The organism is Mycobacterium sp. 852014-52144_SCH5372336 (genome assembly GCF_001665615.1).
In the GTDB taxonomy this organism is placed as follows: domain Bacteria; phylum Actinomycetota; class Actinomycetes; order Mycobacteriales; family Mycobacteriaceae; genus Mycobacterium; species Mycobacterium neumannii_A.
This window is the reverse complement of sequence record NZ_LZSW01000018.1, coordinates 202,618-215,152: the sequence shown is the minus strand read 5'-3', so window position 1 is coordinate 215,152 and position 12,535 is coordinate 202,618. Positions and strand designations below refer to the sequence as shown.

Below are 12,535 nucleotides of genomic sequence, written 5' to 3'. Positions count from 1 at the left end.
GCTTCATCGTCAGCGATGGCGCGTCATTCATGAGACTTCCCACTGATTTTCTACTGATCTGCCCACCCCGGCGGGCCTGTTCCGGCCCTGGCAATTGGACGAGTATGCCAGCGATGTGCGGCCGAATCCACCATTCTTACTGAACAGACAGAGTTCAAAACCGCAGGTGAAAAGCGGTGTGAGGATACCGAGCAAATACCGGGACCCGATCGTGATGTCACCCCGGCAGCAGCGCCCGCCTACGCCGGGCGAAGGATCGCGACGAGGAAGTCGGAGTCGTCGGCGAACGGCCGCACATCCCACGTGGACAACAGCAGATCCGGCGCGAGACCGGCGTTCGAGGCGTCGTCGAAGAAGTCGGCGAACGCGTAGTCGCGACCGGCGCCGAAGCCGATCACCGCCCGCCCGTCGGCCTTGAGATGGGCGCGCAGCCGGGTGAGCACCTCGCCACGGGTGCTCGGCGCCAGGAACGTCATGACGTTGCCCGCCGACAGGATGACGTCGAATTTCTCGGTGATGCCCCGTGCGGGCAGGTCGAGTTCGGCGAGGTCGCCGACGAGCCACTGTGGGCCCGGATGGTCCTGTTCGGCCGCCTCGATCAGCGCGGGGTCGACGTCGACGCCGACGACGCGGTGACCGGCGGCGGCGAGGTAGCCGCCCAGGCGGCCGGGTCCGCATCCCGCATCGAGGATGTGGGCGCCGCGCGGAGCCATCGCGTCGATCAGGCGCGCCTCACCCGCCAGGTCGTCACCGGCCCGCGCCATGGCGCGGAATCGCTCGATATACCAGTGGGAATGGCCGGGGTCGGCCGCCACCTTCTGCATCCAGAGGCTCTTCGCGACCATGCGAGCATTATCCCTTCGCCCCGAAAGCGCTCTCCACCCAGAGGTGCCAGTTGTTCAGATTGATGTTCTACTCACCGTGCATCGCGCCAAACACGGGTAACGCGATCCGGATGGTGGCGGGCACCGGCTGCGAACTGCACCTGGTGGAACCGTTGGGCTTCGACCTGTCCGAGCCGAAGTTGCGGCGGGCCGGCCTGGACTATCACGACCTGGCGTCGGTGACCGTCCATCCCGATCTGGCCGCGGCATGGTCCGCGATGGCGCCTGAGCGGGTCTATGCGTTCACCGCCCACGCGACGACGTCGTTCACCGACATCGAGTACCGGCCGGGTGACGTGCTGATGTTCGGTCCCGAACCCTCCGGCCTCGACAAGGCGACGCTGGCCGATCCGCACATCACCGCGCAGGTGCGGATTCCGATGCTGGCCGGCAGGCGCTCGCTGAACTTGTCGAATGCCGCCGCCGTCGCGGTGTACGAGGCGTGGCGCCAGCACGGATTCAGCGGCGCGACCTGAGCATCACCAGGAGTTGAAGTGCGCGATCTGCTCGACGGGCAGGCGCTTGGCCGGGCGGAAGTCGGTGCCCTTGGTGTAAGCGATCGGGAACAGCCCGCCTTGGCTGTACTGGTCGTGCGGGATGCCCAGGACGTCGGCGGCCTGCTTCTCGCCCTCACCCAACAGGTGCAGCGTCGTCCACGCCGAGCCCAGACCGCGCGTGCGCAACGCCAGCATGTAGCTCCACGCGGCGGGCAGCAGTGAACCCCAGAAGCTGGCGCTGACGGCGCCGGGCACACCGTCGCATCGTCCCTCGAGGCACGGGATCAGCAGCCAGGGCGCCTTTTCCATGTTCTCGGCGAGGTATTCGGCCGACGACACCACGGCCTGGCGCCGCTCCCCGCGGCTGTCGCCCTCTGCGTATTCGGGTTCGGGCATCGTGCGGTACAACTTCCAGCTGTTGCGATAAATCTCGGCGAGCGCCGTCTTCTTCTCGGCGTCGTCGACGAACACCCACTGCCACGCTTGACTGTTCGATCCGGTCGGCGCCTGGATGGCGAGCTCGAGGCACTCCAGCAACACCTCACGCGGCACCGGCTTCTCGAAATCGAGCCGCTTGCGCACCGAACGGGTGGTGGTGAGGACTTCGTCGGCGGAGAGGTTCAAGGTCATTTTTCGAGACTACATTCGCTTCATGGCAGTCAAATTCACCCAGGAAGTCATCGACCGGCTCTCGTCGGAGAAGCACGGCTGGTTGACCACGGTGGCCAAGTCCGGACAACCCGTCCCGAAATTGGTGTGGTTCTACTTCGACGGGACTGACATGATCGTCTACACCGAACCGAGTGCCGCGAAAGTCAGGCATATACGGGCGCATCCACGGGTCAGCCTCAATCTGGACTCCGATGGAAACGGTAGCGGGATCATCGTCGTCGGCGGACCCGCGACCGTCGATGCCGAGGGCGCGAATCCGCTGCACGACGAGCGGTATCGCGCGAAATACGCCGAGTTGGCGGCCAGCCTCGGTTTCAGCGACGAGTTTCTCGCCGCCTACGACACGCGGCTGAGGATCAGCGTCGACAAGGTCTGGACCACGCCCACCGAGGGTTAGCGCGCTGCGGGCACCGGCGCTGTGTTCACGGGCCGCACCGCAAGCGCACACAGGCCGACCGCGGCGATCGCCAGGAACGCGGCCCGTCCGCCGGCCAGGTCGATGAGCGCACCAGCCACGGGCGCCCCCAGGGCTTGACCGGCCGCGAGCGTGAAGAACGACAGGCCGACTCCGGACGAGGTGCTGTCGGGATACAAGCGGGCGCTCCACAGCAGCGCCAAACCCGTCAACGCGATGTAGGCCCCGCCGAACAGCGTGGCGGCCGCGATCATGACGCCGAGGTTCCACGGGGCGGCCGCCAACAGCGCCGTCGCCGAGGCCATCGCGACGGTCGCGCACACCCATGCCCACTGCAGTCCGATCCGCTGCACCACATCACCGGCGAGCGCCCCGGCGATGCCCGCCGCGCCGATGACGATCCACAGCAACGACGAGCGGGTGGCGTCCGCCCCGCCGACGGTGGTGATCAGGTCGCGGCCGAAGGTCCACACCGCGACGCTGCCGACGCCCGTCAGCAAGGCTGCCAGCAGCAAGCCGAAAGTACCTGTGCGCCAGAGCGGATCGACCCGTTTCGCCGCGCGCTGCGAGTCGGCCGGCACGGCGAGGAACACCCAGACGGTCACCGCCGCCGAGACCAACGCGTACACCACCCACGCCGCGCGCCAGTGGCTCAGCAACAGCAGCGCGATCGGCGCCGACAGCACCACACCGATTCCGGTGCCGCCGTTGACGACGGTCTGGGCGCGTTCGGCCGTGTTCGCCGGCACGTGTTGGGTGACCGCGGCGGCCAGCGGCGGCGAGACGATGCCGGTGCTACAGCCGGCGACCAGCACACCTACTGCGAGCACCCACGTCGAGGGCGCGAGCGCGATGATGGAGATCCCCAGTGTGGCAACGACTCCGGCGGCGACCGCGACCCGTCGCGGGCCGATGCGGTCGGTCAGCAGCAGGCTGGCGGTGATCGCCGCGCAGTAGCCGATGTAGCTGCCCGCACCGATCACGCCGGCGATGGTGGGGCTCAGGCGGAAGGTCTCGCCGAACACCGGGCCGAACAGTCCGTAGGAGAACCGCCCGAAGCCGTAGCAGCAGGCGATCAGTGCGGTGCCCGCACCGACGAGGAGGTAGACGGGTCGCCGCACCGCTCAACCGTAGCGGGCTAGCGGAAGTCGCGAGACTTCGAGCCGATCGCCAAGGTGAGCTTGCCCATCCGCTCGGCGACGACGGTGACGGCGCCAGTCGCGTTCTGCACCTGACCGCGGATCAGCAGTGCCGGAGCCGTTTGCGCCAGCTTGCGGTGTCGCGCCCACACCCCGCGCGAGCAGATGACGTTGACCATTCCGGTCTCGTCCTCGAGGTTGAGGAAGGTCGCCCCTTGCGCGGTCGCCGGCCGCTGCCGGTGCGTCACCGCCCCGGCCACCAGCACGCGGGTGCCGTCCGGCACGTCGAGCAGCATTCCTGCCGGGATGACACCGAGGTCGTCGAGATCCTCTCGGAGGAACTGCGTCGGATAACTGTCCGGTGAGACACCGGTCGCCCACACGTCGGAGGCGGCCAACTCGAGTTCGGTCATACCCGGCAGCGAGGGAATGTGCGACGAGGCGCCCACACCCGGCAGCCGGTCGGGTCGTTGGCTGGCGGCCGCGCCCGCCGCCCACAACCCTTCGCGTCGGGCGATATCGAAGCAGCCCAGGGCCCCGGCGGTGGCCAGCGCCTCGGTCTGCGGCACGGACAGCTGCACTCGCTGCGTCAGATCCAACAGTGAAGTGAACGCGCCGTTGGTCTTTCGTTCCTCGACGAGCTGTTCGGCCAGGTCGTCGCCGATGTGGCGGACCGCGCCGAGGCCCATCCGCACCTCGGTGCCGGCGTTCTCGAGGGTCGGGTGCGCCAGGCTGGCGTTGACGTCCGGCCCGCGCACGGTGACACCGTGCCGGCGGGCGTCGGCCACCAGGGTTTGCGGTGAGTAGAAGCCCATCGGCTGCGCGCGCAGCAGCGCGGCGCAGAACGCGGCGGGGTGATGCAGTTTGAACCACGAGGAGTAGAACACCAGCGACGCGAAGCTGAGCGAATGACTCTCGGGGAAACCGAAGTTCGCGAAAGCCTCCAGTTTCTCGTAGATGCGGTCAGCGATCTCGCCGGTGATGCCGTGGCGCTGGCGCATACCGTCGTAGAACCTGCTCCGCAGTCGGCGCATCCGTTCGGTCGACCGCTTGGACCCCATCGCGCGGCGCAGCTGGTCGGCCTCGGCGGCGGTGAAACCCGCGCAGTCCACCGCCAGCTGCATGAGTTGTTCCTGGAACAGCGGCACCCCCAGCGTCTTGTGCAACGCCGGCTCCATCGACGGGTGGTCGTAGGTGACGGGCTCTTCGCCGTTGCGACGCTTGATGTACGGATGCACCGACCCGCCCTGGATGGGGCCGGGCCGGATCAGCGCCACCTCGACGACCAGGTCGTAGAACACGCGAGGCTTGAGCCGCGGCAGGGTGGCCATCTGGGCGCGCGACTCCACCTGGAACACCCCGACGGAGTCCGCTTTCTGCAGCATCTCGTACACGGCGGGCTCGGACAGGTCCAGTTTCGCCAGGTCGACGTCGATACCCTTGTGCTCGCGCACCAGGTCGATGCAATAGTGCAGCGCCGAGAGCATGCCGAGGCCGAGCATGTCGAACTTCACCAAACCTATTGCCGCGCAATCGTCTTTGTCCCACTGCAGGACGCTGCGGTTCTCCATCCGCGCCCACTCGACCGGGCACACGTCGGCGATGGGCCGATCGCAGATGACCATGCCGCCGGAGTGGATGCCCATGTGGCGGGGCAGGTTGGAGATCTGCTTGGCCAGATCGATGACCTGCTCGGGAATGTCTTCAGTGTGCGGCGCCTCGGCGAGGTTGCCCCACTGGCCGAGCTGCTTGCTCCAGGCGTCCTGCTGACCTTGCGAGAAGCCCAGTGCGCGGGCCATATCGCGTACCGCGCTGCGACCCCGGTAGGTGATGACGTTGGCGACCTGCGCGGCGTAGTCGCGGCCGTAGCGGTCGTAGACGTACTGAATAGCCTTCTCCCGCAGGTCCGATTCGATATCGATGTCGATGTCGGGTGGGCCGTCGCGCGCGGGGGACAGGAAGCGTTCGAACAGCAATTCGTTGGCGACCGGGTCCACGTTGGTAACGCCGAGCGCGTAGCAGACCGCGGAATTGGCCGCCGATCCCCTGCCCTGGGCCAGGATGCCGTTCTCCCTGCAGAACCGGGTGATGTCGTGGACCACCAGGAAGTACCCGGGAAAGGTCAGCTGCTCAATGACTTTCAGCTCATGTTCGATCTGCGCGTATGCGCGCGGCGCCCGTTGCGGTGGGCCGTATCTCCGGTGCGCGCCCTCCATCACCAGATGACGCAGCCAGCTGTCCTCGGTGTGGCCGTCGGGGACGTCGAACGGCGGTAACTGCGGTGCGATCAGCGCAAGTCCGAACGCGCACTGCTCACCGAGGTCGGCCGCGGCCGTCACCACCTCAGGCCGGTCGGCGAACAGCCGGGCCATCTCCTCACCCGACCGCAGATGCGAACCGCCCAGCGGGGCAAGGTAACCGGCGGCCTCGTCCATCGAGTGCCGGGCGCGGATCGCCCCCATCGCCATGGCCAGCCGACCCCGTGACGGTTCGGCGAAATGTGCGGCGGTGGTGGCGACCACGCTCAGACCGAACCGGGGCGCGAGCTCGGCGAGGGCGGCGTTGCGTTCGCCGTCGCAGGGGTGCCCGTGGTGGGTGAGCTCGACGCTGACCCGGTCGCGGCCGAAGCGGTCGACCAGGTCAGCCAGCGCGGTGGCGGCGGCCTGCGGACCGCCTTTTGAAAGCGCCTGTCGGACATGCCCTTTACGGCAGCCGGTGAGGATGTGCCAGTGTCCGCCTGCGGCCTCAGTCAGCGCGTCGTAGTCGTAGTGCAGCTTGCCCTTCTCGCCGCCGGCCAGGTGCGCCTTGGCGAGTTCGCGTGACAACCGCCGGTAGCCCTCGGGACCGCGCGCGAGCACCAGCAGGTGCGGGCCGGGCGGATCGGGGTCTTCGGTCCGGTTGCCCCCGCCGAGGGACAGTTCGGCGCCGAAGACCGTCGACATCTCCAGTTCTCTGGCGGCTTCGGCGAAGCGCACCACGCCGTAGAGGCCGTCGTGGTCGGTCAGCGCGATCGCCCGCAGGTCCAGTCGGGCCGCCTCCTCGACCAGTTCCTCCGGCGTGCTGGCGCCGTCGAGGAAGCTGTAGGCCGAATGCGCGTGCAGTTCGGCGTAGGGAACCGTCGACGTGGGTCGCTCGACATCGAGTGGCTGGTACTCCCCTCGCCTACTGGACCAAGCCGGGCTGTCGCCGCCGTCGCCGATCTGCTCGTCCGGGCCATATTCCCCGCTCGCGGGGGAAGGCCACGCGCCGGCGCGACGCGGTTTGCCGTTGAGCACCCGCTCCATTTCCACCCAGCTCGGCGGTCCGGTATGCCAGCCCATGGTTGCAGTGTATCGAACTTGTGTTCGAACAGCTGCCTTCGTTCGATACCGCGTTGACTCATCAGAAATGCGCGCGTACGCCTAGCGGATCGGGTCGACGTTGGCGCAGCGCGCCCGGTTACGCGAGGCAACGAATCCACCTACGCGCAAGTCTTGCGAGCGCGCGTTATCCCCAAGACCAGATTCATCCACAGGTTGGGCGCCGGAGTGCGCCGGCGGCCGATCCGCGTCTGCCCCCGTGGCTAAATTCGCTAGTATGTTCGAACAGCTGGTCGAAGCGGCCGATGGCACTAGCGGTGCCGGAGCGGCCGGTGCGTGGGCGCGCATCGAGAACGCCGCCTGCGCGCGCCGGCTCTCGGCGGCGGCCGATGTGTTGGATCGGATGTACGCCGCCGACGGCTCGGCCGAGCGCGACCAATGGATCCTGGACAACTACGCTGCCGTCGCCGCCGAGATCGCCCCAACCCAGCATGTGTCGCTGGGATTAGCCGCGTCCCAGCTGGCGATCGCGGTCGCCCTGCGTGACCGCTTCCCCGGCGTCAACGCGGTGTTCATGACCGGCGCCATCTCGTACCGCGAGGTCGCGGCAATCGTGTCGCGTACCCGTTTGGTCCAAGACGGCGACGCGCTGACTGGAGTCGACGCGGCAATCGCCGGGAACGTCGAGGAGTGGACGACGCTGTCGTTGATGAAGTTGCACACCAAGATCGACTACTGGGTCGACCGCTTCGATCCCGCCGCGGTGCGCCGCGCCGAAAACAGCTCGCGCAGCCGCTACGTCGATGTCAGGGACAGCGGCAACGGCACGGGTGTTGCCTACATCGAGGCGACGGTTTACGCCCACGACGGCGAGTTGATCGACCAACGCCTCGATGCTTTCGCCGCGACGGTGTGCGAAAACGATCCCCGCACTCAAGAGCAGCGCCGCGGCGACGCCCTGGCCGCGGCGGTCAGCGGCGCCAAAGCGCTGCCGTGTGCGTGCGGTTCGAACGAGTGCCCCGCCGCGGGTCTCACAGCCAGCAACCTGGTGGTGCACGTCGTGGCGAGCGAGGACACGCTAAATGATGAGACCCCAGCCGAATTGGACGGGGACAAGCCAGTCGAGGCGGTCGAGCCCGACGATCCCACGCTGGTCGGTCCTGCCGCGACGGGGCCGGGCTACGTGATAGGTCGCGGGGTGGTGCCGGCACCGATCGTGGCCGCCAAGCTGGCCGTCGCCAGGCGTCGACCCGTGAGACATCCCGGGGATGCCGCTCCGGAGAAGCGCCGAGTTCCCTCGACGGCACTGGCATGGTTCGTCCGCTGCCGCGATCTAACCTGCCGTTTCCCGAACTGCGACAAGCCGGCCACCCAGTGCGACATCGACCACACCATCCCCCATCCACGGGGTGCCACACAGGCGTCAAACCTCAAATGCCTGTGCCGAACTCATCATCTCTGTAAGACGTTCCTAGGATGGCGGGACCGACAGCATCCGGACGGCACCGTGGATTGGCTCTCACCCACCGGGCAGAAGTACACGACCCATCCCGGCAGCAGGCTGCTGTTCCCGTCGCTGTGCCGGCCGACCGCCCCCGCGGTCGTCGACCCCAGCGTCGACCTACTCGACGACGCGGTTCGGTGCTTGAAGATGCCCCGCCGCAAGCGAACCCGCGAGCAGAGCCGGGCCGACGCCATCGAAGCGGAGCGTCAGCGCAACCAGCCCTACGCCGACGAGCGCAACAAACCACCGCCGTTCTAGGGCAAGTCCTCGGGGCCGAGTTGTTCGCGCGGCACTACCACCATGGGGACATCGAGCACCCGCAACATCTTGGCCGCCTTCGATCCGAGGAACAGTCGCCGCGGCGCGCTGAGCCGGCTCGACCCGACCATGATCAGGTCTCCGTCTTGCCAGTCCAGCTTGCCCACCGCCTCCTCGATCGTCCGACCTTCTACGATCATCGAGGTCACCGGAAAATCCTGCGGCAGCTCGGATTTCGCCAACTCAAGGACGTGGCGCGCATGAGCGAGAGCATGCTCCCGTACCGCGTCACCGTCGCCGCGCAGCGCCCCGAACGTGGGGTCCAGGGCCACCAGGGAAACCAGACGCAGCGGCGCGCCCGCCACCCGACTGTATTGAACAGCGATGTCCAACAACACATCTGCGCCTTCACGCTCGCCAATCGCACAGGTCACTTCGCGTGTGCGGTCGACGGGCGAATGCCTCGTACCCCGGGGTGCGACGGCCACCGGTAGCGGAGCCGAGTGCAACAGCGCGTTGACCGTCGATCCCAGGGAGTAGCTGGCGACGAGGCCACCCGATCCGCCAACGACGATCATGTCGGCCTCGACGCGCGCCGCTTCCTGGATCAGCGCATCAGCGGGCGAGTCGTCGACGCGGACGTGGCTGCGCACGATGATGTCGTCGGGCACCGATGCGCGAGCCTCCTCCAACCACTGTTCGGCCTGCGCGACGAGGTGCTTCTCGAAGTCGCCGACCGGCTTGATCGACGGCGTCACCCGGTCCGGCGGCAGCACCATGCACAGGTCGAGGTCGGCGCCGAGCGTTCGAGCGAACCGCACGCCGAGCGCCAGCGCATCCGCGCCGCCGGGCGTGGCCAGATATCCAACGACGAGCCTCATGGTCGGTCATCCTTTCAATCTGAAGCGGCGCACGCCCGTGGATCGACCAAATGCGCGTCAGTCGCGATACTCGGCAGCACCGTCCTCGAGAACAAGCCGCGAGTTCGACCCGTCGGGTTCGGCCGCTTCCGTGCGAAACACCGCCCGGCCCGCCTCGGTCCGCCAGATCGAGGTGGTCAGCGTCTCCCCCGGGAACACCGGCGAGGTGAACCTGGCGTCGATCGCGCTGACCTTCGTCGCGTCGCCGCCACCGAGTTCAGCGACCAGCGCCCGACCCGCCACGCCGTAGCTGCACAGTCCGTGCAGGATCGGCTTCGGGAAGCCGGCGAGTTCCCGCGCGAACCACGGATCGCTGTGCAGCGGGTTGCGATCACCCGACAGCCGGTAGATCAACGCTTGATCTTCGCGCGTGGGCAAGGCAATTCGCGCGTCGGGCTCGCGGTCGGGTATCTCCGGAGCGGCGGGCCGCTGCCCCGGTTGCCCACCGAAGCCGCCCTCACCGCGGATGACGGCGGTGGTGAAGGTCTCGGCGACGACGTTCGACGTGTCGGGGTCGGTACCCGTCGCCTTGAGCATGACGATCCCGTTCTTGCCCTCACCCTTGTCCTGGATGTCGGCGACCTCGGCTACGACGCTGAGCTTGCCCGCCGGTTTCAGCGGTTCGTGCAGCCGGATTCCCTGCGACCCGTGCAGCAGCATCGCGAAGTTGAACGAGCCGACCAGGCCGACCGCCGCGAACGGCAGGCAGGCGATCACCGCATAGGTCGGCAGCACCTGTTGCTCGATGCCGTGACTGTTCTCGGTGGTGAACGCCAGATCAGCGGTACCCGCGCCGACGCCCAGCGCGTAAAGCAGCGTGTCGCGGTCGGTCCATTCGAACAGTTGCGGGTCGGTCTTGGCGCCGATGGCGTTGGGGTCGAGAGGCATACCTCGAACGATATCCGCATTGACGTCTCGCCCGCGGGGGTCCACGATTGCTCGCATGCGGTATGTCGTTACCGGCGGTACCGGGTTTATCGGCCGGCGGGTCGTGACGCGGTTGTTGGCCCACAGCAGCGACGCCGAGGTGCTGGTGCTCGTCAGACGCACTTCGCTGTCGCGGTTCGAGCGATTGGCCACGACCTGGGGTGAACGCGTGAAACCCCTGATCGGCGACCTCGGCGAACCGCACCTTGGACTCACGCCCGACGACCTCACCGACATCGGCGCCGTCGATCACGTCGTGCACTGCGGCGCGGTCTACGACATCACCGCCTCCGACGCCGATCAACGTGCGGCCAACGTCGACGGCACCCGCGCGGTGGTCGACCTGACCTTGCGGCTCGACGCGACGCTGCACCATGTGTCGTCGATCGCGGTCGCAGGCACGTTCCGCGGCGAGTTCACCGAGGACGACTTCGACGTCGGCCAGAACCTGCCCACGCCGTATCACCGCACCAAGTTCGAGGCCGAGCAGATTGTCCGCACGACCCCCGGTTTGCGGTACCGCGTGTACCGGCCTGCCGTCGTCGTGGGCGATTCGAAGACCGGCGAGATGGACAAGGTCGACGGCCCCTACTACCTCTTCCCGGTGCTCGCGAAATTGGCCAAGTTACCGTCGATCGCGCCGATCGCCCTGCCCGACGCCGGCCGCACCAACCTCGTCCCGGTCGACTACGTCGCCGACGCGCTCGTCGCGCTGACGCACCTGCCCGACCGAGACGGCGAGGCGTTCCATCTGACCGCACCGAAATCCGTTGGGTTGCACGGCATCTACCGCGGTGTGGCGAAGACGGCCGGGCTTCCGCCGCTGCGGGCGTCCCTGCCCCGCTCCACCGCGACACCGCTCCTGAGGGCCTCCGGCCGCGCCAAGGTGATCCGCAACATGGCGCTCACCCAGATCGGCCTGCCCGCCGAGATCCTCGACGTAGTCGGGCTGATGCCGACGTTCACTGCCGACCGCGCCTCGGAAGCGTTGCGCGGCACAGGAATCACGGTTCCCGACTTCGCCGATTACGCGCCTGCGCTGTGGCGCTACTGGGCCGAACATCTCGATCCCGACCGGGCGCGTCGCGACCATCCCCGCGGCCCGCTGGTCGGGAGGCACGTGATCGTCACCGGCGCATCGAGCGGGATCGGCCGGGCTTCGTCCCTGGCGATCGCCGAACGTGGTGCGACAGTATTCGCGTTGGCGCGCAACGCCGATGCCCTCGACGACCTCGTGGCCGAAATCCGGGCCGACGGCGGTCAGGCGCATGCGTTCACCTGCGACGTCACCGACTCGACATCGGTAGAGAGCACCGTCAAGGACATCCTGGGCCGGTTCGGCCACGTCGATTACTTGGTGAACAACGCGGGCCGATCGATTCGCCGCTCGGTGATCGCCTCCACCGACCGCCTGCACGACTATGAGCGGGTGATGGCCGTCAACTACTTCGGCGCGGTGCGGATGGTCCTTGCGCTGCTCCCGCATTGGCGTGAGCGGCGATTCGGCCACGTCGTCAACGTGTCCAGCGCCGGTGTGCAGGCGCGCAACCCGAAATACAGTTCCTACCTTCCGACGAAGGCCGCGCTCGACGCGTTCGCCGATGTTGTCGCGACCGAGACGCTGTCCGACCACATCACATTCACCACCATCCATATGCCGTTGGTGCGTACGCCGATGATCGTGCCGTCGCGCCGGCTCAATCCGGTTCCGGCCATCAGCGACGAGCACGCCGCGGCGATGGTGGTGCGCGCGCTGATCGACAAGCCGGCCAGGATCGACACCCCGCTGGGCACGCTCGCCGACTTCGGCAACTACTTCACGCCGAAACTCTCGCGGCGGATCCTTCACCAGCTCTACCTCGGGTATCCGGATTCGGCTGCGGCCCGCGGCGTGCCGACAGCCCCGTCGGCCTCGCTCACCACCCGTCGCCCGAAGCGACCCGTCCGCACCGTGCGAGTTCCGCGGCCGGTGAAGTCCGCGGTGCGCCTGGTACCGGGTGTGCACTGGTAACCGCCTGTC

At 67.8% G+C, this 12,535-nt stretch carries 10 protein-coding genes; 4 read left to right on the top strand and 6 right to left on the bottom strand.

Annotated elements, in window-relative coordinates:
• Window positions 1–239: 239 nt before the first annotated feature.
• Entirely contained in the window at window positions 240–845 is a 606-nt protein-coding gene (locus A5759_RS03475; RefSeq protein WP_068193759.1) for a bifunctional 2-polyprenyl-6-hydroxyphenol methylase/3-demethylubiquinol 3-O-methyltransferase UbiG, read from the bottom strand.
• Between the two features lie 50 nt (window positions 846–895).
• On the opposite strand from A5759_RS03475, the gene A5759_RS03470 reads away from it, so the two are divergent.
• Complete coding sequence (locus tag A5759_RS03470; RefSeq protein WP_068193757.1) at window positions 896–1,360, top strand: tRNA (cytidine(34)-2'-O)-methyltransferase; 465 nt, start codon at window positions 896–898, stop codon at window positions 1,358–1,360.
• A 3-nt stretch (window positions 1,361–1,363) separates the two neighbouring features.
• On the opposite strand, the gene A5759_RS03465 is transcribed toward A5759_RS03470, so the two are convergent.
• Window positions 1,364–2,011: a nitroreductase family protein gene (locus tag A5759_RS03465; RefSeq protein ID WP_068193755.1), complete on the bottom strand. Its 648-nt coding sequence runs from the start codon at window positions 2,009–2,011 to the stop codon at window positions 1,364–1,366.
• Between the two features lie 22 nt (window positions 2,012–2,033).
• Between A5759_RS03465 and A5759_RS03460 the strand changes: the two genes are divergently transcribed.
• The gene (locus A5759_RS03460; RefSeq protein WP_066849242.1) at window positions 2,034–2,450 is read left to right on the top strand and encodes a TIGR03667 family PPOX class F420-dependent oxidoreductase; all 417 of its coding nucleotides are present in this window, start codon (window positions 2,034–2,036) and stop codon (window positions 2,448–2,450) included.
• On the opposite strand, the gene A5759_RS03455 is transcribed toward A5759_RS03460, so the two are convergent.
• Window positions 2,447–3,589 carry an MFS transporter gene (locus A5759_RS03455; protein WP_066849245.1) on the bottom strand — a complete coding sequence of 381 codons (1,143 nt, stop codon included), beginning with the start codon at window positions 3,587–3,589 and terminating at the stop codon, window positions 2,447–2,449. The two genes, A5759_RS03460 and A5759_RS03455, sit on opposite strands and share 4 nt — an antisense overlap.
• 17 nt (window positions 3,590–3,606) lie before the next feature.
• The gene (locus A5759_RS03450) at window positions 3,607–6,927 is read right to left on the bottom strand and encodes an error-prone DNA polymerase (protein ID WP_068193752.1); all 3,321 of its coding nucleotides are present in this window, start codon (window positions 6,925–6,927) and stop codon (window positions 3,607–3,609) included.
• A gap of 256 nt (window positions 6,928–7,183) precedes the next feature.
• Here A5759_RS03450 and A5759_RS03445 point away from each other — a divergent pair, with 256 nt between their 5' ends.
• Entirely contained in the window at window positions 7,184–8,668 is a 1,485-nt protein-coding gene (locus tag A5759_RS03445; RefSeq protein WP_068193750.1) for an HNH endonuclease signature motif containing protein, read from the top strand.
• Here the strand turns inward: A5759_RS03445 and A5759_RS03440 are convergent.
• Both A5759_RS03440 and A5759_RS03435 read right to left on the bottom strand, forming a co-directional pair.
• The gene (locus A5759_RS03440; protein ID WP_068193747.1) at window positions 8,665–9,549 is read right to left on the bottom strand and encodes a universal stress protein; all 885 of its coding nucleotides are present in this window, start codon (window positions 9,547–9,549) and stop codon (window positions 8,665–8,667) included. The genes A5759_RS03445 and A5759_RS03440 overlap by 4 nt on opposite strands.
• Window positions 9,550–9,606: 57 nt before the next feature.
• Window positions 9,607–10,476: a MaoC family dehydratase gene (locus A5759_RS03435; RefSeq protein WP_068193743.1), complete on the bottom strand. Its 870-nt coding sequence runs from the start codon at window positions 10,474–10,476 to the stop codon at window positions 9,607–9,609.
• Window positions 10,477–10,531: 55 nt separating this feature from the next.
• On the opposite strand from A5759_RS03435, the gene A5759_RS03430 reads away from it, so the two are divergent.
• Window positions 10,532–12,526: an SDR family oxidoreductase gene (locus tag A5759_RS03430; RefSeq protein WP_068193740.1), complete on the top strand. Its 1,995-nt coding sequence runs from the start codon at window positions 10,532–10,534 to the stop codon at window positions 12,524–12,526.
• The last annotated feature ends 9 nt before the right edge of the window (window positions 12,527–12,535 follow it).